General features: G+C 37.7%; 23 protein-coding genes. 13 read left to right on the top strand and 10 right to left on the bottom strand.

Annotated features, from left to right (window positions below):
* Positions 1-267: 267 nt before the first annotated feature.
* Together lon and B9N62_RS05915 are read right to left on the bottom strand one after the other, a co-directional pair.
* Positions 268-2,685 (bottom strand): endopeptidase La, encoded by a 2,418-nt coding sequence (gene lon / locus B9N62_RS05920; RefSeq protein WP_087584773.1) that lies wholly within the window; start codon positions 2,683-2,685, stop codon positions 268-270.
* An 8-nt stretch (positions 2,686-2,693) separates the two neighbouring features.
* Positions 2,694-3,341 carry an outer membrane protein assembly factor BamD gene (locus B9N62_RS05915; protein WP_087584772.1) on the bottom strand — a complete coding sequence of 216 codons (648 nt, stop codon included), beginning with the start codon at positions 3,339-3,341 and terminating at the stop codon, positions 2,694-2,696.
* A gap of 112 nt (positions 3,342-3,453) precedes the next feature.
* Between B9N62_RS05915 and fliW the strand changes: the two genes are divergently transcribed.
* From fliW to hpf, 6 genes are all read left to right on the top strand, one after another.
* Complete coding sequence (gene fliW, locus B9N62_RS05910) at positions 3,454-3,837, top strand: flagellar assembly protein FliW (protein WP_054196362.1); 384 nt, start codon at positions 3,454-3,456, stop codon at positions 3,835-3,837.
* Positions 3,838-3,897: 60 nt separating this feature from the next.
* Positions 3,898-8,115: a hypothetical protein gene (locus tag B9N62_RS05905; RefSeq protein ID WP_087584771.1), complete on the top strand. Its 4,218-nt coding sequence runs from the start codon at positions 3,898-3,900 to the stop codon at positions 8,113-8,115.
* Entirely contained in the window at positions 8,109-8,804 is a 696-nt protein-coding gene (locus B9N62_RS05900; RefSeq protein ID WP_087584770.1) for a type II secretion system protein, read from the top strand. The genes B9N62_RS05905 and B9N62_RS05900 overlap by 7 nt, the downstream gene beginning before the upstream one ends.
* A complete protein-coding gene (locus tag B9N62_RS05895; RefSeq protein ID WP_234411977.1) occupies positions 8,801-9,817 on the top strand; it encodes a type II secretion system protein in 1,017 nt (338 codons plus the stop codon). Before B9N62_RS05900 ends, B9N62_RS05895 begins: the two co-directional genes overlap by 4 nt.
* Positions 9,817-10,239, top strand: a complete 423-nt coding sequence (locus tag B9N62_RS05890; protein WP_087584768.1) for a hypothetical protein — start codon at positions 9,817-9,819, stop codon at positions 10,237-10,239. The genes B9N62_RS05895 and B9N62_RS05890 overlap by 1 nt, the downstream gene beginning before the upstream one ends.
* A gap of 80 nt (positions 10,240-10,319) precedes the next feature.
* Positions 10,320-10,847: a ribosome hibernation-promoting factor, HPF/YfiA family gene (gene hpf / locus B9N62_RS05885; RefSeq protein ID WP_021090930.1), complete on the top strand. Its 528-nt coding sequence runs from the start codon at positions 10,320-10,322 to the stop codon at positions 10,845-10,847.
* A 27-nt stretch (positions 10,848-10,874) separates the two neighbouring features.
* Here hpf and B9N62_RS10495 read toward each other — a convergent pair whose 3' ends face one another.
* From B9N62_RS10495 to B9N62_RS05875, 3 genes are all read right to left on the bottom strand, one after another.
* Positions 10,875-11,042: a hypothetical protein gene (locus B9N62_RS10495; RefSeq protein WP_180382161.1), complete on the bottom strand. Its 168-nt coding sequence runs from the start codon at positions 11,040-11,042 to the stop codon at positions 10,875-10,877.
* 460 nt (positions 11,043-11,502) lie between these two features.
* A complete protein-coding gene (locus B9N62_RS05880) occupies positions 11,503-12,045 on the bottom strand; it encodes a DUF1523 family protein (protein WP_021090645.1) in 543 nt (180 codons plus the stop codon).
* A 71-nt stretch (positions 12,046-12,116) separates the two neighbouring features.
* Positions 12,117-14,348 (bottom strand): nitric-oxide reductase large subunit, encoded by a 2,232-nt coding sequence (locus B9N62_RS05875; protein ID WP_021090748.1) that lies wholly within the window; start codon positions 14,346-14,348, stop codon positions 12,117-12,119.
* A 217-nt stretch (positions 14,349-14,565) separates the two neighbouring features.
* On the opposite strand from B9N62_RS05875, the gene B9N62_RS05870 reads away from it, so the two are divergent.
* The 4 genes from B9N62_RS05870 to B9N62_RS05855 all read left to right on the top strand — a co-directional run bounded on the left by B9N62_RS05870 (position 14,566) and on the right by B9N62_RS05855 (position 17,639).
* On the top strand, positions 14,566-15,621 hold the full coding sequence (locus B9N62_RS05870) for an ABC transporter substrate-binding protein (protein ID WP_087584767.1): 1,056 nt from the start codon (positions 14,566-14,568) through the stop codon (positions 15,619-15,621).
* Between the two features lie 3 nt (positions 15,622-15,624).
* Entirely contained in the window at positions 15,625-16,632 is a 1,008-nt protein-coding gene (locus tag B9N62_RS05865) for a FecCD family ABC transporter permease (protein ID WP_087584766.1), read from the top strand.
* Positions 16,632-17,405, top strand: a complete 774-nt coding sequence (locus B9N62_RS05860; protein ID WP_087584765.1) for an ABC transporter ATP-binding protein — start codon at positions 16,632-16,634, stop codon at positions 17,403-17,405. Before B9N62_RS05865 ends, B9N62_RS05860 begins: the two co-directional genes overlap by 1 nt.
* An 87-nt stretch (positions 17,406-17,492) precedes the next feature.
* Positions 17,493-17,639, top strand: coding sequence for a hypothetical protein (locus B9N62_RS05855; protein WP_257640193.1), 147 nt, complete (start codon positions 17,493-17,495; stop codon positions 17,637-17,639).
* A gap of 169 nt (positions 17,640-17,808) precedes the next feature.
* Here B9N62_RS05855 and recG read toward each other — a convergent pair whose 3' ends face one another.
* Genes recG through B9N62_RS05840 form a run of 3 tightly spaced genes read right to left on the bottom strand, consistent with a single transcriptional unit; the run spans position 17,809 to position 21,907 of the window.
* Positions 17,809-19,641: an ATP-dependent DNA helicase RecG gene (gene recG, locus B9N62_RS05850; protein WP_087584764.1), complete on the bottom strand. Its 1,833-nt coding sequence runs from the start codon at positions 19,639-19,641 to the stop codon at positions 17,809-17,811.
* On the bottom strand, positions 19,631-20,860 hold the full coding sequence (locus tag B9N62_RS05845; RefSeq protein WP_087584763.1) for a M16 family metallopeptidase: 1,230 nt from the start codon (positions 20,858-20,860) through the stop codon (positions 19,631-19,633). The genes recG and B9N62_RS05845 overlap by 11 nt, the downstream gene beginning before the upstream one ends.
* Positions 20,861-21,907, bottom strand: a complete 1,047-nt coding sequence (locus B9N62_RS05840; RefSeq protein WP_087584762.1) for a dehypoxanthine futalosine cyclase — start codon at positions 21,905-21,907, stop codon at positions 20,861-20,863.
* Between the two features lie 132 nt (positions 21,908-22,039).
* Between B9N62_RS05840 and B9N62_RS05835 the strand changes: the two genes are divergently transcribed.
* Entirely contained in the window at positions 22,040-22,252 is a 213-nt protein-coding gene (locus tag B9N62_RS05835) for a hypothetical protein (RefSeq protein WP_021090749.1), read from the top strand.
* A gap of 21 nt (positions 22,253-22,273) precedes the next feature.
* Here the strand turns inward: B9N62_RS05835 and B9N62_RS05830 are convergent, their stop codons facing one another.
* Positions 22,274-22,666: an NfeD family protein gene (locus B9N62_RS05830; protein WP_087584761.1), complete on the bottom strand. Its 393-nt coding sequence runs from the start codon at positions 22,664-22,666 to the stop codon at positions 22,274-22,276.
* The gene (locus tag B9N62_RS05825; RefSeq protein WP_054196349.1) at positions 22,663-23,577 is read right to left on the bottom strand and encodes an SPFH domain-containing protein; all 915 of its coding nucleotides are present in this window, start codon (positions 23,575-23,577) and stop codon (positions 22,663-22,665) included. The genes B9N62_RS05830 and B9N62_RS05825 overlap by 4 nt, the downstream gene beginning before the upstream one ends.
* 80 nt (positions 23,578-23,657) lie before the next feature.
* On the opposite strand from B9N62_RS05825, the gene B9N62_RS05820 reads away from it, so the two are divergent.
* Complete coding sequence (locus tag B9N62_RS05820) at positions 23,658-24,086, top strand: copper resistance protein NlpE (protein ID WP_087584760.1); 429 nt, start codon at positions 23,658-23,660, stop codon at positions 24,084-24,086.
* A 48-nt stretch (positions 24,087-24,134) separates the two neighbouring features.
* Positions 24,135-25,337: a copper resistance protein NlpE gene (locus tag B9N62_RS05815; RefSeq protein WP_087584759.1), complete on the top strand. Its 1,203-nt coding sequence runs from the start codon at positions 24,135-24,137 to the stop codon at positions 25,335-25,337.

The raw sequence follows: 25,337 nt of genomic DNA, 5'->3' as shown, positions 1-25,337 counted from the left end.
TAAAGCGTTTTCAAATTTTAAAACTTTACTTGCTCGCCTTGGCAACTTACCAAATTCAGGTTTTGCTATTTGCTTGCCACTGAAATCGAAGCGTGATATGCTCGCTCATAAATTTTAAAATTTATTTTTCTCTAGTGTGCTGCATGTGCTTATATTGTTTAAATTATTAATTGCTTTTATGCGTTATATGGCTTTTTGTTTGGATTTTAGAATCGTCAAAATTTATAAATTTCCCTAGCCCTAATCTTACTTAGGACTAGGGAAAGATTATTTTTTAGCTACAAGAGCGTTTTTTAGCACATCATCGATCGTATCTACTGCGATGATCTTCATATCAGCCTTTACTTCAGCTGGGATGTCGATAAGGTCGCGATCATAGTTTTTGCGAGGTATCAGAGCTGTTTTGATGCCTGCTTTGTGCGCAGCGATCAGTTTTTCTTTTAAACCACCGATCGGTAACACTCTACCAGTTAGCGTAATCTCACCAGTCATTGCTATGTCGTGTCTTACCTTTGTATCGGTTAGTATCGATGCGATCGCAGTTGCCATCGTAATACCAGCACTTGGTCCATCTTTTGGCACCGCACCCTCTGGTACGTGCAAGTGAAGATCGTAGCGTCTATAAACATCGCTGGCTTCAAGCTTACGCTTATCGTCATCTAGTTTTGGCACGATAGTCATCGGTACTTTTATTTTTTTGTTGTCTATTAGCACTTTAACAACGCTAAATGCGATCTGAGCGCTCTCTTTCATCACGTCACCTAACTGACCGGTGATCTGCATGCTGCCTTTACCCTGAATCCTTATAGCCTCGATCCTTAGCACGTCGCCACCGACACTAGTCCACGCAAGGCCATTTACTAGACCTATCTGATCTTTTTTGTCCGCTGGCTCGATTTCATAGACCTTTTTCTCTAAAAATTCTTTCAAATTTTTAGCCGTGACACTGATCTTGCCATCATTCTTTTTGGTGAGGATGTTTTTGGCGACTTTTCTTAGTATATCAGCGATCCTGCGGCGTAAATTTCTCACACCACTCTCTCTTGTGTAGTCGCTAATTATTAGCTCAAGTGCCTCTTTGCTGATGCTCACATCACTTGGTTTTAGGCCGTGTTTCTTAAGCTCCTGAGGCAAGAGATATTTTTTAGCGATCTCAAATTTCTCTTGTGGTGTGTATGAGCTAAGCTCAATAAACTCCATCCTATCTCGAAGTGCGGCTGGTATCATACTCACGTCATTTGCTGTAGCGATGAAGATGATCTTGCTAAGGTCAATATTGAAATTTAGGTAATAATCTCTAAATTTATTATTTTGCTCAGGATCTAAAATTTCAAGTAAAACCGCGGTCGGGTCGCCTCTGTAGCTTCTGCCAACCTTGTCGATCTCGTCTAGCACAACCACTGGGTTCATCTGCTTGGCTTCTATAAGACCTTGCACGATACGCCCTGGCATAGCGCCTATGTAGGTGCGGCGGTGGCCTCTTAGTTCGTTTACATCCTCAAGTCCACCAAGTGCGATCCTAACTAGCTCACGCTTTAGTGCCTTTGCGATCGAGTTTGCAAGGCTGGTTTTACCCACACCTGGAGGGCCTGCAAAGCATAAAATGGCGCCATTATTTACCTTTTCACCAACGCCTCTAAGCTCCAAAAGCTCACGCAAGGCAAAATACTCCTCTATACGCTCTTTTGGCTTTTCAAGGCTGTAATGATCGGCATTTAGATGCTTGCTCACTTCGGTGATAGAGGACTTTTTCTTAGCTATATTTTCAAATGGAATTTCTAACACCCAATCAAGATAGCTTTGTAAGGTATTTGCGTCGGCTGAGTCTGGGTGCATACGACTAAGCTTATCTATTTGTTTTTTGATCTCTTTGTAGGCGTCCTCAGCCATAAATTTCTTCTTCGCGTCAAGCTTTTTGCGATACTCTTCAAGCTCCTCTTCACGGCTAGTATCCGCTCCAAGCTCAGCTTGAATTTGCTTTAGCTGCTCTTTTAAAAAGTACTCTTTATTTGTCTTATCGATCTTTGAATGGACTTTATTTTTTATCTCTTTTTGAAGCTTGTTTGCCTCAATCTCTTCGATGACATAGTCAATGAGCTTTAGTAGGCGCTGCTCTAAATTTTCCTCGACAAAAAAGCTATATGCGATCTGCTTTTTTAAGCGAAGTGCGCTTGAAACTAGGTCACAAACCCTGATCGCCTCAGCGCTCTCTTCGATCGTTTTTAAAAGATCAGGCGGGAAAAAGTGGCTAAACTGCGAAAGCTCTCTTACTTTTTCTCTTAAAACCACGATAAGAGCGTCAGTTTTGACCTGCGATGGGCGCTTGACGTGGAGCATATCGACAATGCCACGGAGCGGATTTATGCCTGATTGTTTTAAAATTTTACCTTTGTCGATGCCCTGAAATAGCACCTTCACGCGTCCATCGGGTAGTGGTACACGGCGCATTATCGTGCCGATCACACCAGCATCATAGATACCATCAAAGTCTCTAGCGCCGTCTTGCTGAGGCTTTGTGGGCACCACAAGGATCGGAGTCTCTTCTTGTATGGCGAGTTCAAGTGCCTTTAAATTTTCATCGTCGCTTAAAAAAAGCGGAGTTATCATAAATGGATATAAAAATAGCTCATCCTCAACGATAATGGGAATTTCGGTTGGGAAGCCTTTATTTTCGTTTATTTGCAAAATTTCTCCTATTCAAACAGTTTTCTATACCATGCCACGTCAGGTTTGATAAGATCTGAGTTTTTAAACGGCGAATCTTCAAGCTTTTGCTCATAAATTTTAGCCGAAACATCACGACCAGTCCTATTGTAAAGATCTGCTATTTGCATATCAAGGAAATAAAGTGCGAGCTTGAATTTAATAAGCATAGTCTCAATAAGTGGCTTATATTCAGTATTTGGGTACATATAAAGAAATTTTTCGATCTCGGTTACGCTATCTTCCATAAGCTTTTGATTACGATTTGGCTGAGTAAATGAGTCAAAATTTGCTTTTATCTTTAGATACTGAGCAAACTCTGTTTTTGGACCGTTGTCACCATATCTTTTGATGTACTCGTCAAGATAGTGATTTGCCATTAGATACTCTTCATCATTTGCGTGAGCTTGGGCAAGGATAAGTAAAATTTGCTCTAAAAGTGGGCTTGCTACGTGTTCGCTTGCCATTGAGACATAGTGTTTATCGGCCGCTTCAAGATCACCATCTTTTATATCAGCGATAACCTGAGTATACCACTCATCAGGAGTTAGATTGTAAAGCTCGGTATATTTTTCAGCACAACCACTAAAAAGCCCCAAAAGAGCTACAACTGCTAGAAATTTAGAAAATCTTTTCATGCTTTTCCTTAAAAAGTTTAAATCCTCGTATTCTACATTTTTTGCTATTATTTTTGTATAAATTTTTTAAAACTATGATAAAATACGGCAACTTTACAAAATAGGAGTTAGTATGATTTTTAGTGTTAAAAGCCCTATTTTAGGCTTTGAGCATATCAAGACGATGGAGTTAATTGAACTTGATAAATTTTTTGTTAAGCTAGCAAGCAAAGATGATGAGACATCTTTTACAATGATAAATCCTTTTGCATTAAGAAGCTACGAATTCGATATTCCAAGCTATTATGAAGATCTTATGGAGATTAAAGAAAGCTCTCAACTCAGAATTTATAACATTATCGTTGTTGCACTCCCGCTTGAAAAATCAACTGTAAATTTTATAGCTCCTATCGTTTGCAATATGGACAATATGACCTTATCCCAAGTCGTTTTAGACATTGCCAAATATCCTCAGTACGGGCAAGCTGAAATGATAGAAAATTTTATACAAAAATAGTAGCTAAAAGCTTTTAAAAATCTAAGGATAGATTTTTTATTGTTATTTAGAGGATTTGTTGTGAAGATAGCATACTTACTCTGTTTTATTGTCACGTTTGGTTTTTGTGCACCCAGAGCTTGTACGACAGCAGAAGCAGCATCTATTGGTTGTAGTGGAGCAAATTATTCTTGCTTTATAGACGCTGAAGAGTACCAAGATAACTCTTCTAAAAATATCCCACATTGCATAAGAAAATCTGATAGAACCTGGACGATAGATACCAATAGCTTTTCTTCAGGCTTAGCACAAGATCACTATCATATTTACGTTGAGCAATTTTCTCCATGGAATCAACGATCATTAATAGGTATGTGGGATGATCACTCTAAAGGCTTAAGACAAAGATCAATAAATGGAAATCTAAATACCAGAGTAAATGGAGATATAGCTACCATTGGTGCTACTATTATGATTCCACAATACGCTGGATATAATTTTGTTCCAGATCCATCTAACGTAACAAGAACATCATCTACAGCCGATAGAATATTTTTAGATACTGGTAATTTTTCGCCTAGCAATTACACACTTTGTCAAACAACATATATTTATAATCCTAGCAAGCATCCTTATTGTAAAAATTCATCCTCTTCCACATTTGATTTTAGTGAGAAAAATACCTTTATACAAAATAATTTAAAAGGCAAAAACGTAGTCTATGCCAGGCTTTATTGGGGCGGCTCTCTTTATCAAAACTGGGCAATAAAAAATCTTGGGTCAAATTTATATGTAAGTGCTTTAAATTACATAAAAGGATATAGCAGGATTGATTTTAAAGCTCCTGGAAAAAATGCAATCACAATAGATGCTGATCCAAAAGATATCTTTTGGTTTGGTTCATTTAGTGAGTATAAACCAAAATCAATGACTCTTGAATCATACAATCAAAACGAGTCTAATAGCTACTATGTAAAGGCTGGAATAAACTATCAATATGTAGCAAGTGCTGATGTAACAGATATAGTTAGAGACTCTCTTGGCACTAGCGAGTCAGATAGGACATTTTATGCTGGCAATATTAGATCAACTACGATTCCCTTTAGTGATGAATTTATAGACCCAAATGATGGCATATATAAGGTAAACAACTCTACTAATAGAAAACTAAAAAAAACATACGGCACGCTACTATTCTCACCAGTTCAAGGGCAAAATGGTTACTGGATACAATCCATCGCACCACAATTTGCAGCTTGGAGTTTAGTCATCATTTATGACTTTGATGATAAAACCGCTGCAGCAAACAATATAGAGCCAAAGCTTGTTAGTATATTTGATGGACTAGAAAGACTTGCGGCGGACTGGATGAAGTCAAGCGATCCATTTGGTACTGTAAAGAGCTCAACCATAGATGTAAAATTTGAAAATATCTACACACCAAAAGCAGGAAATATAGATGCTTCGCTCACAATGTTTTCATTTGGCGGCAAGCCAGAAACAAAGGGTGAAGATATCAAGATAAAAAATGGTGGCAGCTATCAGAGTATTACCAGCGGATATAATGCTCAAGGCGATCAGTTTAACTCAACTATGACAAAATTTGGACAACTTATAAATCCAGGTAAAAAATTTCACTCCCAAGCAGACTTGGATATATTTGATATATCGGACAAAATGTCATATGCTCAAAAAGAAGCGGATATAAAATTTACAGTTACAACGATTAAGAGCTCAGGCGGTGCCAATGTTGTAAGTGCTGACCGTATAAATTTAGCTCTAGTTGGCTTTTCTACTAGTATATATAAGCCAGATGTTTGTTATATGGAATATATTTATGCGAAAAAACCTAGCGATAGTACTTTTACAAAGGTGCAAGAAAATACTCCGACGGTAGTGCCAGCAAATACTATTTTAAAAACTTTCGTTGAAGTTACAAATAATACTAATGAAGCTGCCCAAGACTTTGCTCTAAAAGCTACAATAGATCCAAGTCAAATTTATAATCCAAACTCAACTTACATATACGCAGATAAAGCATCACAAGGGCCTAGTGACTTGCTTACTATGTCAGGACAGGTGCACTATAACGACAACACAGGCTTGCAGCAACTAAGTGGAAATGACTTAACTTTTTATTTGGGACAAGGTGCGGCTGCAAATAAGGGTGGAGAAATGCTAATTCATCAAGGCAACTACGCTTATGCTATATATGAAACTACCCTTAAGTCTAAATTTGAGCCAAATAGTTACAAAGCGACGGTCGCAAATGCTGATATAAATTTACAGCCCTATGACACATACATAAGAAGATGTAGCAATCAAAATTACAACATTACTTTAGGCGTTAGTGCCAGTCCAAATAATTTCGTCGCAAGTAATAGACAAGACGATGGCTCAGCGGCTTTTAAAACTAAATTTAAAAATAGACTTCTAACAAAAATCGTTTCTACGCCATTTAATGTCTATATCACAAACTATGATACAGATGGCAACAAAAAAGTACCAGATGCCCCAGTAGATGTAAAAGTAGAGTTGGTTGAGTCTTGCAGTGCTCCAACAAATTTATATGAACAAGATATAAAATTTAATGGCGTAACTGATATTTTGTTGTCAGGCATTAGTATTGATAGAGCCTATAAAAGCGTAAAATTTAGAATTTCTCATCTTGATCCAGTGACAAATACTACAAAGGTTGAATGCGAAAAATTAGATGATTTTGCCATAAGACCAAGTCACTTTAGACTATGGGATACCGACAAGAACACGATCAATAATAACAATGTTTTAATAGGCGGCAAAGTTTATAATAATATTGCTCTTGCGGCTATGAAACCTCTTGATAGTGGCTTAGCAAATGGCTATACAAACAACATAAGTGGCTCAAATGGAGAGATAAAACTTGTACCAGCATATAGTGCGACCTGCGATCCTAGCATTATAGAGAGCGAGAACAAACTAAGCGTAGATTTTAACGATCCAAATAAAGCATTGGGTAAAATTTTCCGTCACACGTCAAGTGGACCTGTTGGCTTTTCTTACTCAGATATAGGTGATACATATTTTTATGTATTAGACAAAGACTATACAATAACTGATCAACATACGCCATCAAGAGCTGATGATTGTGTAAAAAACTCAATTAGCAACGATCCATCACAAGATACTGCTCAAGAAGGAAGGATCGGATGTAGTATAAAGCTAGAAGGTAATAGAGATTATCTATTTAGGCCAAAAGATATACAAATAAGTAAGTTAAAGATAACAAAAGACAACGATATAACATACCTTGATAATGAAGGCATACAAAAAGCAAAGCTTGACTTTGAAGTAACTGCCAGGTTATTTAACGATGATCCTGCAAAACTTTATAATGAAGATTGCTATGCAAAAAATATGAACTTTGACATAAAGTTAGACAGAGTTCCTTTAAATTTTACAGATAACGATGGCAATGCCGGTACATTAGCAAAAGCAAATGAAGAAATTTTATTTTTTGAAATTCCTGGCTCAAATACTAGAAAAGCAATAGATCCAAGTGCTACAAAATCAACATTTTATGTAGAGAAAAACACTTTTGTAAATGGTGTAGGCAAGGGTGAAGTATATTTTAATTTTGAAAGAAAAGTAAATCATGCTAAAAATCCTTTTACTATTTCAAGTAATGATTTTAGCTTTAGCGGCATGTCAGATAGTACCGATACAGTAAAAAAATATGAAAAACCAGCAACAGAAACAACGGCAAAATTTTACTTTGGTAGGGTTTATGCACCATTTTATGAAGGGCTTTATAGTGGCTTTTATGCCAAAATTTATTATGGTGCCTACTGCGACGGGTGCAATAAAAATATCTATATGAAAGATAATGGCAAACTATGGCAAGACTTTCCAGCTGCGCCATTTTGGGCTACCAATCCAAAACATAGCGCAGGAGTACTTAACTATCACGACTTTAGCTTTACAAATACTTACAGCGGTACTGTTTTAAGAAATGATGTAAGTAACATAAGCAATGGTGAGCAAATAATTTTTATAAGAAACCCTTCGGCAGTTACTGATGTGGCTAAAATGAGAGCACCTAGTTGGCTTCTTTATAGTGAATTTGATGAGAAACCTGAAACAAATAATTTCAATCTAAATTTTCTAGTACCAAATGGCGAATGGGCTGGTAAAGTCCTAAAAAGCAATAACATAGAAGATAAGACAAGCGGTGCAGTTGGAGGTTTTATAGGAGTAAAATCAAATAGCGATAGTAACCTAGATATAAGCGACAAGACAAACAGGAGAATAGAGTGGTAAAAAGGGGTGGCTTTTCATTGATAGAGCTTATCTTGTCAGTGCTTGTAGTAGCCATAGTAAGTGCAAGCTTGCCACTAGCGGTAAGAACTACTTCAAATTTAAGCGAGCAGTCCTTAATGCAAGAAGGACTAATGAATGCTAAAACTTATATGTCATTAATATTAAAAGCACCATTTAGTGATCAAGTCTTAATAGCAGGTAAAAATACCATGCCATCTTCTATAACTACTCAAGAGGCTATAATTTTTCCTCTTATTATCTGCGACCAAGGGGCAAATCCAGATTTTTATGAAAAAAGCGGTGTAAAAGGTGAAGGACATAGGATACTTGCATATCCAGTGCAAAATTCATCTGCATGCGCCATAAGACCTAGTGATTCAAAGCTTCCAGAATCAATCAAAAGCGTAAATTTTAAAGTAAAATCTATCAAAAATTTCAATACCCAAAAATCCATCTCACCAACTGCCAGTACCACTAAACGCGACTTTATCATAGATACAGAGACGACTCCAACCATAACAAATGGAGCTGATAAATTTGTAGTTAGCACTCCTTTAAACGATAACGACGTTTTACAGATAAAGCTAGATACGACTATGAAAACTACAAAAGAGAGTAAAAGCGTACTTTATGGATATGCCTTTAATATAGGTGAAAGCAGCACTCTAAGTGTAAAAGAATGGAAATGAAAAAAACAAAAAAAGCTTTTACATTAATTGAGTTAATAATAGTCATCACTGTACTTGGCGTTATCTCACTGATGAGCTTTAACACACTTATGAATTTATATCAAAACTATTTTCAAAGCAAAGTAATAAACGAACTAGAAACACAAAGCGAAATCGCTCTAGAGCAAATTTCAATGCTACTTAGCCACAGAATCAAACAAAGCGTTATCGCTAGAAAAAAAAATGGAGATTATCTAGCTCTAAATGATAGTGGCGTAAATTTAAGTAGTGACTTTGAAATTTTAGAATTTATCCCAGCTGCTTATGAGTTATTTGATGGCATAAACGAATATAAAGGAGATGATACTAACGGAGATCCTATCATCGAAGAAGGCATATATAGCGGATATGTAGATCTTGCAAATAGCTCTGTTGCAAATGGACTAAAAAGCCCTGGAAGCAAATTTAATGATGCTTTTAGAAACGGCGTAATGGACTTGACCTGCGAAAATGATAGCAATGAAGAAGATGTAAATAGCGGTTCTAGGTGTATAAACGCCGATAATGAAAATGGTGGTTTAGTAGCGATATTTTCTAGCATACTTTATAGAGTTGGTAGTAGTTTTGGCTATCAAGAAAATTTAGACCAAAGGCACTTAGATATCGCAAAAGTTGGCATACAATCAATCGACACGCTTAAGATTTCAAGTGATTTTAAAAATAAAAAAATTTCAGAACAGTATAAGCTAGCTTACACAGCCATTGCCATAGCGCCAGCTGAGCAAAGTGCCGAGGATATACAAAATGGCTCTTTTGACCTTAAAATTTACTACAACTATAGGCCATGGCTAAATGAAGGCTTTAAAAAATTTAGCTCGACATCTACAAAGGATATCAAAGCTGAAAGTGCAACACTAGCTAAACACGTAACAAGATTTGTCTTTACAGAAAAAAATGGTGTCATCGCGCTAAAGCTTTGCCTTAAAGCAGAAAAATCAGAAATAACCATTTGTAAATCAAAGGCAGTGTATTAATGAGAAGAGGATTTACGTTAATAGCAGCGATATTTTTTCTAGTTGTAGCAGCTTCTATTAGCACTCTTGCCCTTTCGATAGCTAGCACATCAGCTAGACAAAGCAGTGAAATTTATCTAAGAGAGCAAGCGCAGCTCGTTGCTCAAGCAGCAGCAGAGTATGCGATGTTTGAAATTTTTAGAACCGATTTCTCAAACAAATGCTTAGATAAAGTAAATGGAGAATTTAACGATATGTTCGACTTTAAAGTAAAAATAACTTACTTTGGCGATATCGGCATATGCACTCCACCGACCATCATGCCTGGCACTGAGGGAGTCGCAAGTACTGGCAACATGATCTTTGATGTTTTTGTAACATCAAAAGATAAAAAAACGCCAAATCCTATAAATTTTCACAAACGAACTCTTCAGAAACTTTAAAATTTTATAAAGATTTTAGTTTAATTTGTTTTTAGTTTTAGCGTGTTATAATCATCTTACTTTCTATAAAGGAGATTACGATGAACATAAGCATTGTAGGAAAACAATTTGAGCTAACAGAGCCAATCAAAAACTATATCCAAGACGCTTTTGATACGCTTGGCAAATACAATCTCGACATCATCTCAGCAAGATGTGTTGTAGCAGCCGATGAAAAACAAGGAAAAAAAGGCTTTAATGCAGAATTTTCTCTAAATATGGCCCATAAAGATACGATAGTCGTTCGCCAAAAAGATAAAGACCTTTACGCTGCGATCGATCTTGCTATCGAAAAAGCATCAAAAGTTTTAAGAAGAGAGCATGATAAGAAATTTACCGTAAAAGGTAAGGCTGACGACAAAGAATTTCGCTCAAGAATAGGTGAAGAAAAGATAGAGGGTGTCGAGGAGATAGTGCCTATGGAGCTTGAAATTTATAAACCACTTGAAGTCGAAGAAGCACTTGAGAAACTAAAATCAAGCGATAAACAATTTTATGTATTTAACGATGTTGATGCCAAAATGCGCGTGATCTACAAAAGAACAGACGGAACTTTCGGTCTTTACTAAAACTAGGGGCAGCTTTGCCCCTAAAATTTAAGCTAATTCACTATAAATTTTCTTTCTAAAATCTAAAAAACCTGTTGCAAAAACTACTGTGCCAGCAAATGGCTTTAAATTTAAAATTTTACCCAAGCGTTTGAGCGATCCTTTAAGCGTTAAAAATCCAACTATATTTTTGTAAATTTTATGAGTAATTTTCATTTAGCTTTGTTAATTAGATTATCAGAGTTATAAAAACCTTATCAAATTATCAATTTTGGTTTTTAACTCAACGTCCAAACATAATGAAAGAGTACTTTAAAAATCAAAAAAATGTCTAAAAATTTACAGAATAGATATCCTTGCGTAAGATAGATCTAGATACAAGAATGCTTCCCTATAAGCCATTTTAAGAAGATCTTGGCGAACTAAATAGGTTATAACTGATGAATGGCAAGGCAAAGAATTATATGCCCATAAAAAGCGGGTGATTTTCTTAAAAATAATCTAGATGTAGAATTTTATTTTATGGACTGGGAAAGCGTAGAGGAGTATGGCAATGGCATAGCAGAGCAAACGATCTAAAAATATACTTGATAGCACTAGAATTTTTCAAAGATAAAAGAAAAACAAAGTTCTCTTTTTGATTTTTAAAATATCAAATAGCTAAAACAAATACTATCTATTTCTCTAAATTTTCACTAGTTTTTGGTCTAAAGGCCTTATTTATCTTTCTTATCCAAATTATTAGCGAGATAAACAAGATAAAGTAAAATACATAGCTAGCTACCGGCCAACTAGTATCTGTGCCACTTTCTTTTAGTGAGATGACATTTCTAAACTCTTGAAGCATAGAAATTCTATATCCATAATATTTTACAGTTACGTTTTTATCGCTATTTGCAAAGCCTTGAGCTTTGGCTTGTACATCAGCTGAGTTAAATTTAAAATAAAACGGAAATCCCCATGCAGTATCTTCATTTCTATAAGCCATGACCTTATTTGAATTATTAGAATCTTTAGTATAGATAAAATAAACATCTCTGGTAGGACCATCTGCCGGATTTTTAGCGTCGATGATACCATCTTTGTCCATACGTTTGACATCACCACCTGTGATTTGCACATTTGCATAGTGTGGAAACGAATAATCAACTACAAGAGCCAAAAAAGAGTGTAAGAGTACAATAAAAATAACGCAAATTCTTTTAAAAAATGTAATCATTTCTTTCCTTTTAAATTTGCGTTATTTTATGAAAAGATAGCTTAATAAAGGGGCAAAATACCCCTTTAGTTTTAAGCTTTTTTATTAAGCATAAATTTTAGAAGTTGTGCAAGGAAGCTAATTCCACCGATTATTAAAATCGTATCGCCAATCATTCTTACCCATCTTAAATTTTGTAAGTGTGATTGTTGTAAAAGCTCAGCACTTCTTGCATACCACATACCATGCTCTAGGCTTGCAAATGCTTGATAAATTCCTATTGGAAGCAACGAAAGTACGATCATTAGCATAAGACCTATATTTAGGCCCCAAAAACCTACTTTCATAAGTTTTTCATCAAATTCTTGACCTTTGAATAGATAAGTAGCTACTAGCCAAACAAATCCGAGCGCTAAAAATCCATAAACACCAAATAGCGCAGCATGTCCGTGAACTGGAGTCGTATTTAGGCCTTGGATATAAAATAGTGAAATCGGAGGATTGATTAAAAATCCAAATACACCAGCACCTAGCATATTCCAGAAAGCAACTGCGATAAAGCAGTAAAGTGGCCATTTTAATGTCTTAGCCCAAGTTTGAGCAAACTGAAGCCTGTAATGCTCATAAGCTTCAGCGCCAAGCAATACAAGAGGAACTACCTCAAGTGCTGAGAAGCTAGCGCCAACTGCCATTATAGGTGTTGTAGTGCCCGCAAAATATAAGTGGTGGAAAGTTCCTGGAATTCCGCCTACTAAGAAAAGTGATGCACTCGCAAGTGTTGAAAACGTAGCAAATCTCTTTGAAACAAGACCAAGACTAACAAACACAAAAGCAAGTGAAGCGGTAGCAAAGACTTCAAAAAAGCCTTCAACCCAAAGGTGTACAACCCACCAGCGCCAGTATTCCATCACTGGAAGTGGACTTCTTTGACCGTAAAATAATCCTGCTCCGTAAAATAATCCAACTGCAACAGCAGAAGCTGCGAAGATAGCAAGTAAATTTTTGTCACCTTTGTTCTTAAATCCGCCGATAAATCCGCGAAGTAAAAGTAGCATCCAAATGACAAGGCCAACAAATAAAATAATTTGCCAAACACGTCCAAGCTCGATATATTCATATCCTTGGTGTCCAAACCAGAAGCTTAAATTTATAGGCATAATATTTGCGATCGCTAAATACTCACCAGCAAAACTGCCAACTACAAGGATTAGTAATGCGTAAAATAATAAATCTACGCCAAGCTTTTGGAATTTTGGATCTTTACCACCATTTATAATAGGTGCTAGGAAAAGACCGCCTGCTAAAAATCCTGTCGCAATCCAGAAGATACTAGCCTGAATGTGCCATGTTCTAGCAAGTGAATAAGGAATATAGGCTGATAAATTTATACCGTAAAATTCTTGTCCTTCTACTGTATAGTGAGCTGTAAAGCCGCCTATTAAAATTTGGAATGCAAAAAGAGCCAAAGTTACAAAAAGATATTTTTTAAGAGCTTTTTGAGATGGAGTTAGGCTTAATTTACTAAGTGGATCTTCGCTAATAGCTTCCAACTTTTCATCATCTTTTTTACCATAAAAAGAGCTAAACCAAACAAGAAATCCAATACCAGCAATAAGTATTACAACGCTTGCGATTGACCAAAAGATATTTTCGCTTGTTGGTACATTATCGATTAGTGGCTCATGTGGCCAGTTATTTGTGTATGTAGCATCGCTATTAGGTCTATTTGCTGCGGTTGCCCAGGCTGACCAGAAGAAAAAGTTATTAAGATCATCTCTATCAGAAGCATTTGGAAGAGTATTTTCTTTCATCGCATAAGCTTCTCTTAAAGATTTAAACTTAGGGTCATTTCCAAAAAGTGACGAATACTCTTGGCTTACTTGTTTCATAGCCTTTAATCTATCGCTGCTAAGTACGATTTTATCGTCTTTTACGCCATTTTCTCGGTACTCTTTTTTAAGTAGAACTTTTAGATTTGCCTTTTGCTCGTCATTCAAGTCAGCATATTTTGAGTGATAAATTTCATCTGCTTTTAACTCTAAAAATATAACTAACTCTTTATGAAGCCAGTCCGCACTCCAATCAGGTGCTTGATATGCGCCGTGTCCCCAAACAGAGCCAACTTGCATACCTCCTATGCTTTGCCAGGCCTCTTGACCTTTATAGATGCTCTCTTTGTCGATCACGACATTGCCATTCTCATCTGTAAAATTTACAACTGGTGGCGAGCTTCTATAAACCTCAACGCCGTAGTAGCCTAAAATACTAAAGCAAATTACTAGTACTGCAACAAGTGCTAGCCAATACTTTTTGTATTCACGCATTGATTCTCCTTTTTTTAAAAATTTTAAGGCGAAGTTTATCTCATTTTAAAAAAGCAAATAATGACATATGTCAACAAAAGGAGAGAATTTATCCTATTAGATTTATAAGAATTTACAAGATATGTAAATTTTTCATAATATATATGCAAAATTTACATAGAATTAATATAAATATTATTAATATACATGTTTATACTTCAAAAATAAAGGAAAAAATATGCAAACAAATTTTATGCATAAAGTAACCAAATTTAGCCTTGTTGCTTCATTATTTATGGCTCTTAGTCTAAACGCAGCTGAGTCTGCAAGAAGCATTACCGATATGCAAGGCGTCAAAGTAAGCGTGCCTGAGAAGGTTGAGAAGATCGCTGCACTGTGGAATGCAAACAACGAGATCATCCTAGCACTTGGCGGCATGGATAAGGTTGTAGCCACAACTGATCTGATCAAAAACAACAAGTGGTTTGAGCACGTCTATCCAAAACTTAAAAATTTACCAGCTGCACTAAATGGCAAAGACCTTCAGATCGAAGAGCTTGTTAAACTTGCACCTGACGTTATCATAGTGTATAACAAAAATTTTCAAGATGAACTTATCAAAAATGGCTTTAGCGCGGTAAATTTGATCTTTAGAGACTATCCAGATATGGAGAAAAGCATCTATGCAACAGCTGAAGTCATAGGCACTGATGATGCTAGAAAAAAAGCTGAAAAACTTGCTAATAAAATCCACGATAACTCTGAGTTTGTAACAGCAAGAACAAAAAGCATCCCTGATGCTAAACGTCCAAAAGTACTTCACCTTCTTGGTGGTGCAAATTTGCTAAAAGTTGATGGTACAAACACCATCCAAAACACTTGGATCAAGCTAGGTGGCGGTGTAAATGCTATCAATACTGAGGGTTCAATGATCGAAGTTAGCGCTGAAGAGATCATCAATGCAAACCCTGATATCATCATCGTTGGTGGTAATGACACAGACGCACAGATCAAAAAGATAAAAGAGCACCCTGCATTCTCTGGCTCAAACGCTGTTAAAAACGGCAAAATTTACGGCAACCCAAAAGGTGTATTTAGCTGGGATAGATATGGTGCTGAAAACGTACTTCAAATTTTATGGGCAGCAAAAACTATCCAACCAGATCTATTTAAAGATGTCGATATGAAAGTAAAAACAAAAGAGTTTTATAAAGAGTTTTTAAATCACGATCTTAGTGACAAAGAGTATGGCTATATCTTAAAAGGTCTAAATCCAGACGGTAGCAGCAAATAAGATATGAAAAACGCAAATTTTTCAATAGTTGTTATCTTTTTAGCTCTACTAACGCTTCTTTGCGCCTTTGTCGCACTTGGCGTTGGTAGATTTTACATACCTTTTAACGACGTCTTTAGCGTGCTAGCTCACAGCTTTGGTTTTGGAGATAGCGCAGCTAGCAACATCACAAATGTGATAGAAAATTTACGCATACCGCGCATTATAGCCGCTATCTTAGTCGGTGCTGCTCTTAGCGTGAGCGGTGCAGCCTATCAAGGCGTCTTTAAAAACCAGCTAGTTAGCCCAGATCTTCTAGGCGTCTCGGCTGGTGCTTGCGTGGGTGCTGCAACTGCCATTATCTTTGATCTATCGCTATTTTGGGTACAGGCTTTTGCATTTGGCTTTGGTCTAGCAGCTGTTGTTATCACTCTAGCCATACCAAAGATGATGGGGCGCACCAGCACGCTTATGCTAGTTCTTTCTGGTATCATTGTAAGCGGCCTAATGGGCTCAATAATCGGCTTTTTAAAATATGTCGCCGACCCAGAGACAAAGCTACCTGACATCGTCTATTGGCAACTTGGAAGCCTAGCAAAGCTTGATAGCGATAACTTAATATACATCGCCCCAGTGATGATCATCTGCGCCATTTTACTAATCGCCATGAGCTGGCGTATAAATTTACTCTCTCTTGGCGACGAGAGTGCAGCAAGACTTGGCGTAAATGTCGCTTTTGAACGCGCTATCGTTATCATATGCGCTACGCTTCTTACGGCGTGTAGCGTTTGCATAAGCGGTATAGTCGCTTGGGTGGGACTTCTCATGCCTCACTTAGCTCGCATGCTAGTTGGTGCAAATAACATAAAAAGCATGCCTGCAAGCATATTTATGGGTGCGATATTTTTGCTATTTGTCGATACTCTAGCACGCAGCATAAGCGTGAGCGAAGTGCCTCTTGGCGTACTTACTGGCTTTATCGGCACGGTATTTTTCGTCTGGGTCTTGTGGCGAAATAAAAAGGTTGCGTGATGCTTGAAGTTAGAAATTTAAACTTTAGCTACCCAAATGGGGCTGGCAAACTAGAAAATGTAAATTTAAAGATAGGCGCTGGGGAAATTTTAACCATTCTTGGTCGAAACGGAGCTGGCAAATCAACAACTTTAGGCTTAATAAGTGGCTCGCTAAAGCCAGTTTCTGGAGAGATTTTCCTTGATGGCAAAAACGTAGATAGCCTAAGTAATAAAGACCGAGCAAAAATAATGGCCTACGTCGCTCAAAGCGAGATCACAGAGTACGACTACACCGGGCTTGAGTTTATAACAATGGGTCGTGCAGCACACCTTGGTATCTTTGCAAGGCCTAGTAAAGAAGATGAAGAGATAGCTAGGATTTACACTAAAAAGCTTGAGATCGAGTATCTTGAAGAGCGTTTTATTACGCAGATGAGTGGCGGTCAAAAGCAGATGTGTATGATCGCTCGTGCGATGGCTGCGCAGCCAAAAATGATTATATTTGACGAGCCAACGAGCGCACTTGACTTTGGCAACCAGTATAAATTCCTACGCACAGTAAAATGGCTCAAAGAGCTTGGCTACTCGGTTGTGCTAACCACTCATAACCCTGACTTTGCTGTGCTTCTTGGCGGATATGTCGCACTTGTGAAGGGTGATGGCGAGGTTGAGTTTGGTACGGTTGATGAGATCATCAGAAGTGAAAATTTAAGTAAACTTTATGGACTCGATCTAAATGTTAGCTACATCGACAAAGTGCAAAGGGAGTGTTGCCTAACATATCCTCTTTAAATTTATATGCTTTCAAAAGGATAAATTCTTTTGAAAGCACTTTTTGTACTTTTTTGTTATTTCACACATACCGCCTTTGGAGTAAAAATGAAAAAAGTAGTTTTGATTTTATTTTTTGCATTGATGGCAAACGCGGTAGATAAATTTGATTGTTCTAAACGCTACTGCAAGGAGATGAAAAGTTGCGAAGAAGCATATCACTATCTAAGAAAATGCGGGACGCATTGGATTTGACCGTGATCGTGACGGCATACCATGCGAAAATGTATGCAAAGAGCGCAGAATAGAAAAATAATTTTATAAATTTTACAAAGCTTAGCCTTGCCACTCACTTCAAATTCGATAAATTATAAAAATTTAAACAAGTCAAAAGAGCCAGTAAAAGAAAATCAAAAATTTTAAGTTAAGTTAAAAGCAACTGGGTATTATTTTTAGCAAGTGCCGCTACTCTAGCCTTTGCAGCCTGCGTGATATCATCCTCGTAGTCGTAGAAGTTAAATGTCGCTCCATGCTGGACAAAGCCGTTTAGTATGTCACCACTTTGTCGGTTTTTCAGATCAAGCTCAGCCACCTTAAAGCCGTCATTTGTTGCACAAAATTCCTTTAGCCTAGCAGGCGCCTCTTTTAGCTTAGTAAATAAAAAGCAGTATCCATCGCCGCCGTTTCGCCCCACCCTGCCTCGCAGCTGATGAAGCGTGGCAAGCCCCAGCCTCTCAGCGCCCACGATCACTATCGTATTTAGCCTTGGCAGCGAGATGCCGACCTCAACAACGGTGGTTGAGAGTAAAATTTCGCCCTCTTCTCTAAAACGCCTTAAAATTTCCTCTTTTTCCTTATCCTTGCCGTGCGTGACAAAGACATTTTTGAAATTCTTTAGCCAAAAGCCCTGCGCCTCGCTTAGACTTTGGTAGTTTGAGCTCTCACTACTCTCAACTAATGGATAGATGATAGCCACTTGAAAGCCGCCCTCAAGCTGCTTTTTGATGTGAGCGAGCAGATAGCCAAACTCGCTTGCGCCTAAAATTTGGCTCGTTATATTTTTCTTAAATGGCATCTGCTTTAAAAAGCTAAAATTTACAATCTCAGACTGAATTAAACTTAGCGTCCTTGGTATCGGCGTAGCCGAAAACTGCACGAAATTTGCTCTCTCGTCCTCATTTGAGGCCAGCTCCTCTATCTTTTTTCGCTGATTTGAGCCAAAGCGGTGCTGCTCATCGACCATAACTAACGGTGAGTTAGGTAGCTCATGAAAAAGCAGCGCATGCGTGCCAATAATCAAATTTGCCCCACCAAAGTCTATCTTTTTCTCTCCACTTTGAACAAACATCACATTCGCAAAAGATGGCAATAGCCTCTTTGCTTCATTATAAATTTGCTCACTTAAGATGCTAGTTGGTGCCATCAAAATAGCAGTTTTTGGATAGACACTAAGCGCAGCTGCTAGAATCACTAGCGTCTTGCCACTTCCCACGTCGCCCATTATGACGCGCCTTTTTGCCTGTACAGCGCTAAGGTCGTCTCTGATATCATTTATCGCGTTTAGCTGGTCGTTTGTCGGTGTAAATGGCAAGCCCTTAAGCCAAGAGCTTATGTCAAAAAGCTTGATTTTTGGGCTTTTAAAGTAGGTTTTTTTCGCACTTAGCTTCTTTATATAGTTAAAAATTTCTACAAATTTTAAGATTTCTAAGCCATCATTATCATTTTTTAGGCGGTATAAAATTTGCACGCTTTGCTCATCTAGTCTTTGCAGATCGGCTAGAAATTTAGCCTCTTTTTCATTTAAGCCCTCGACCAGTAGATTTTGTAAATTTATATATCTTAAGATGATTTTTTTTAGCTCTTCGTCTTTTAACTCGGTCTTAAATTTAGGCACGATCTGGCCTACTTTTGTGGTGATTTTTGGATTTACGATCTGCCACGAGCCAAAGGCGTAGGAGCAAAGCCCATATATCGCCATCTCTTTGCCCATCTTAAAAGCGCCGTAGTGCCAAGACTTTGCGTTAAAGATGACGATCTTTACGCTACTTTGCCACTGCTCGCAAAAGGCAAGTGCCGTTAGCATTCCAGGGCGCGAGGCGAGCGAAGTGATTTTTACATTTATGCAGACCTGCCCTTCTCTTGGGCTCTTAGTGATCGTCGTATCCTCAAAGCCCTTTGGTAGCACAAGAGCAAGGTCAAGCAGGCTAAGTACGCCTATTTTTAGAAGTTTTGCTCTATCGCTTGCTTCAAATTTCATTTTTTAGGACGCAAAAACTTAGCTGATTGATCTCTGCGTGGTCTTTTATGAAGCTATTTAGCTCGCTTAGCGAAAGGGCTGAAATTTTATCAAGGTCCTTTAAAAATGCCCCAAGCTCGCCATGCTCATAAAACTCGCCTTGCGCGATATCAAGGCGTTTAAATAGCGTCTCTAGCCTAAGCGGTAACGAGCCAAGTAAAAATTTCTTCGCCTGCTCAAGCTCAGCCTTACTAACGCCTTTTTTACTAAATTTTAAAATTTCCTCTTTTATAACAGCGATGGCCTCATCTTTTTTCTCATTTTTTGTCTGCATGTAGCCGTAAAGCTGGCTGTAAGAGAGATTTAGCAAATTTCTAGCGTAGGCGCTGTATGCAAGCCCTCTTTTCACACGGATCTCCTCCATGAGCCTCGAGCCAAAGCCGCCCTCACCCAAGATAAATGTCGCCACTGCAGCCTTGTATTTCTCTTCAGCTTTTACATTAAATGGCGCGCCAAAGTAGATGTAGGCTTGCTCACTTTGCCTAATGATCTCGCTGCTTTCACACTTGTCGCTTGGACTAAAGCGCTCTAGCTTTCGCACCTTGCCAGGCTTTAAAATTTCTAAAACGCTAGTAAGCTCTTTTGTCTGCTTCTCGTCGATGTCACCGCCTAGCACACAAAGCAAATTTGAAAGATCTAAGTACTCTTTTAAAAATTTGCTTACATCTTCAAGTGTGATCGCTTTTATGCTCTTTTTAGTGCCAATACCTGGCTGAGCAAGCACGCTTTTTGGATACAAAAGCTCAAAAAGTCCCTGCCTTGCTAAGTAGTCAAAGTCATTTTCATTTGCTGCGATCTCGCCAAGTGTGACGGTTTTGCACCTATTTAGGATCTCATCTGTTAAATTTGGAGCGAGTAATAGCTCTTTTAGCTTGCCACATGCAAAGGCAAAGTGCTCTTTTAGGCAGTTTAGATCGATGCAAAATGTCTCAAAGCCGCAGCTTGCATTTAGGCTAATCGCCCGCACTTCAAGCTCTTTGGCAAATTTAGCCGAGCCTAGCTTCATATCGCCTTCGTTTAGTAAATTTGCACTTAGTCTTGCAAGGCCTGCTAGCTTGCCATTTTGCGAGCTACCAGCTGCTTTGAAAACTAGTTTTAGGCTCACTACTGGCATCGCTTTTGAGCTTTCAAAAACGACTGGGATTTTTACATTTTTTACATTGATATCTAAAATTTTCATCTAAAATTTCTCCAAAATATCGTAGTTTGTGTTGCGCTTAGCTGGAATTTCTCCGACATCTTTTATAAGCTCGATCATCTGCTCTTGATTCATCCTAAAGCTTGCACCTGCCGCCTTTACGACGTTTTCTTCCATCATTGTCGAGCCAAGATCGTTTGCACCAAAAAGAAGCGCTAGCTGGCCTACATAGCTGCCCTGCGTAACCCAGCTACTTTGGATATTTTTAAAGTTATCCAAAAAGAGCCTTGAGACCGCAAGAAGCCTTAGATAGACGTTTGAGCTTTGCTTTTTGATCTCTGGAAATTCTTGCATGAGCTTTGTATTTAGCCCTTGAAAGCTCCAAAGTATAAATGCCCTAAATCCAGCCGTTTCATCTTGTAAATTTCTGATATGCTCCCAGTGCTCCACGATCTCGCGAGTGCTCTCAACCGTGCCAAACATCATCGTCGCAGTCGTTTTTATGCCAAGCTCGTGCGCCTCTTTGTGTATGCGAAGCCAGTCTGCGGTGTCGCACTTTTTAGGGGCGATGATGTCACGCACCCTGTCGCTTAAAATCTCCGCTCCAGCTCCTGGCATCGAGTATAAACCTTTTTCGTTTAGGCGTCTTAAAACCTCTTTTGTAGAAATTTTTGAAATTCTTGCGATATAGTCGATCTCAACGGCTGAGAAGCCATGTATCGTGATGCTTGGATAGTGCTTGCTGATGTAGCCAACAAGCTCCTCGTACCACTCGATCTTTAGCTTTGGATGAACGCCACCTTGAAATAAAATTTGCGTGCCACCAATGGCGATAAGCTCCTCGATCTTTTTGCCGATCTCTTCAAAACTTAGCACATAAGCGTCTTCTTCTTTTGCGTGGCGGTAAAATGCGCAAAATTTACAATCCACCCAGCAGACGTTTGTATAGTTGATGTTGCGATCTACGATAAAGGTCGTAATGCCCTCTGGATGAAGCTCTTTTTTTCTAGCTAGCGCCATCTTGCCAAGCTCGTGAAGCGGTGCATTTTCTATAAGATCGATGGCCTCATTTACACTAAGTCTTTTCAAATTTAACCTTTTATTTTGCTTATTTTTGGGCGAGAGTTTAGCTAAAAATGCTTTTAAATATGATAAATCAGGCGTTATGAAAAATTAATTTTTAAAGGCTAAAATGTGAGAAATTCTTTAAAGGAGAAAGTTATGAAAAAGATAGTATTTGCCGTTATTTGCGGACTATTTTTAGTTGGTTGTGCTAAAAATGAGCCAAAGCCAGCAGAGCCTCAAGGTGCAAGTTGCGGATGTGCTCATCACCAAAAAATGATGCAAGAAAATATGCCAAGCTGCCCACATCATGGCATGCAAGGAGCGATGCATGAGCAAATGCCAGCAGGCTGCCCAGCTCACGCAAAATAGCAAAAGTGCCAAATGGCACTTTTATTTTAATATCACCTTGTCACCTTTGGTGCCAAGAACCGTCACCTTCTCTCCATTAGCTAAATTTCCATCATATTTCCAAAGTGTGCCTTTGAAATAGACCATATTTTCTCTGATCTCACCAACTCCGGCTTCGTCTAAAAATTCCTCGTTAAAGCTCTCTTTTCTGGACATAAATTTACTCTTTAACGGCGCTTTTAAAAGCACAAGGAGTACGATCGCAATCGCTGCTGTAATTAAAATTTGATAGCTCCAAACAAAACTAAAACCAAAATTTACAGCCCCAACTACGATAAAAGCTATGCCAAAAAATAGCAAATAAAATGAAAAAAAGATAAACTCGGTAATGCACAAAACTACACCGATTGCTATCATTATAAAAGGGCTGATCACGCCTTATCCTTAGCTAGGAAATTTTTCAAAACGCTAAGTGAACCAATAAGCTCAGTCGCCTCGTAAGGAACTAAAATTTTATCTTTTGAGCTATTTTTAGCTAGCTCGCTAAATGCCCCGACTCTATCGCGAGCGAGCAAAAATTCTGCCGCATTTGCGTTTTTGCTCATACTATCATTTATCATATCCATAGCCTCTTTTTGAGCCGTTGCGATAGCGATTTGTTCGTATTTTTTCGCATCAGCCATACGCTCTATCGCCTCTGCTTGAAGCACTTTTTCTTGTTTTAGTGCTTCGGCATTGCGTATTAGTGCCTCTTTTTCAGCCAATGCTTTTAGCTCGATCGCACGTTTTTCACGCTCAGCTTTCATCTGCATATTCATCGCCTCTTCGATGCCAAGTGGGACAGAAATTTCAGAAATTTCTACACGCATGATCTTTACGCCCCAGTTACCAGCAGCGTCGCCAAGAGCCACTTGAAGTGCGGCATTTAGGCGGTCACGTGAGCTTAGTGTATCGTCAAGATTCATCGCGCCTATCTCACCACGAAGCGTTGTCATGGCTAAATTTGCAATGGCACGCTTGTAGTTATCTACGTTATAAACTGCCATTTTTGCGTCAAATACCTTTAAAAAAACGATACCATCGACGCTTATATTAACGTTATCTTTTGTGATGACTTGCTGTTTTGTAATATCTACAAGCTGCTCTTTTACGGTGATTATCGCTCTTATTTGATCGACAAATGGGATGATTATGTGAAATCCGCCATCAAGCACTTTGTGAAATTTGCCAAGTCGCTCAATGAGTAGATTATCAGCTTGTGAGACGATCTTGATGCCAGCCTTTAAAAACAAGAACGCAAAGATAACCAGAACCACGACTAAAACGCCAAATGCTTCGATTTGCATTTTTACTCCTTTAATTTATAATTTGTTATTTTCTTAAGTATTATAATACATTTTAAATTTTATTTTCAAAAAGGATTAGCATGAAAAATTTTATATTTGCACTAAGTGCGGCTCTACTTTTGGCAGGTTGTGCCTCATCTAGCCAAAACGCAAACGTCCCACAAGGCAAATGTGAAGTAAAAAGTAGCTGCGAAGCTCCAATTAGCAGCATCGAGGGCACTTATAAAGCATTTTTACCTTGCGCTAGCTGCATGGGTGTTGATTCACGCTTAACATTAAAAAAAGATGGTACATTTGAAAGCGTAATGGACTACAAGTCAAAAGACAACTACAAAGCCGTTAGTAAAGGCAAATACTCAATAGAAAATGGTGTGATAACAACGATTGATGAGTATAAAGAAAAGAGCTTTTATAAAATAGAAGGCGAGAACCTAAAAATGCTAGATATGGATCAAAAAGAGGTCACTGGCGAGCTAAAAGATAAATACATCTTTAAACGCGTAAAATAAATTTTAAAGGCAAAATGATATAATTTTGCAATTTTTAAGGAGTTGCAAATGAAATATCTTTTTGCCATACTTATCTCATTTTTCATCCTTGGCTGCGCAAAAAATGAAAATTTAGAGCCACAACAAAACACACAAAATACAGTAAAAGAAGACAAGCCGCTAGTTCAAGTAAATACACCCAAAAAGCCAGAAAAGCTAATACTTCCAAACTCAATTTATAGTAGTTTTTACACTATTTTGCCTTGCCCAAACTGCGAAGGCATAAAAACTATCATCACGTTAAATAAAGACAAAACCTATACAAAAACAATGCTTACTATGGATAAAGAAGTAAGCTTGGTTGAAAAAAATGGCACATTTGATGTTGATGATAGTGCTATCATTTTAAAAGATGAAAATGGCAATCTTAGCTATTTCGCACCAAATAAAAACTCACTTCTTCAGCTTGATGATAAGAAAAATAAGCGAGTTGGCGTGCTAGCTCAAATTTATAATTTCGAGCCGGTAAATAAAGCTTACAAAGATAGTTTTTTTGCTAAATTTTATAAATTTAAAAACAAAGATAGTTTTTTAGATATCGTAATCGTACCAAGCAAAAATGGTGCGAAAATAAGCTTTTATTCATCATTAAAAAATGGCTCGCCACTTTGCGAGTTTAGCTCTGAGCTACTTTACGACAAAGGAATTTTTTACCTTTTAGATGAAAAAGGCATTGCTCTAAGCATACACAGAATAAATAATGCAATTTTTCTAGTGGCAAACGATAAAATTTGTCAAAATGCTCACATAAGCGGACGATATAAGAAAGATAAAGATCAAAAAAATCTCTTTGGCAAAGGCTTTTTTGCAGAGCTGACAAACGAATCAGCAAATAGAGATGTGATAAAAATTTATGGCTCAAAAAACATAAAAAGGGATAACACAAAAAAAGAAAACAGCTACATCGTAACAAACAAAAATGAAAGAATTTTTGAATACACCTTGCTAAATGGCATTATCACAAGCATTGAAATTTACTCAAACGAGTTTAAAACTCCAGAAAATATCAGCCTTAAATCAAATTTTAAAGATATAAAAAATTCTCTTGTTATCTCTAAATTTAGTAGTGACAAAAACAATATCTATCTAAAAATAGATAGCCACGATATGCTAATCACACTAAAAAATCCACTTACCAAAGAGATAACAAGCCTAAACGATATCCCAGATGAAACAAAGATAGAGCAAATAACGCTAATGTGGAATCAATAA

Origin of the sequence: Campylobacter concisus, assembly GCF_002165785.1 — a bacterium.
In the GTDB taxonomy this organism is placed as follows: Bacteria; Campylobacterota; Campylobacteria; order Campylobacterales; family Campylobacteraceae; genus Campylobacter_A; species Campylobacter_A concisus_W.
The sequence above is the reverse complement of the archived record's forward strand: the minus strand, read 5'-3'. Positions and strand labels throughout refer to the sequence as shown.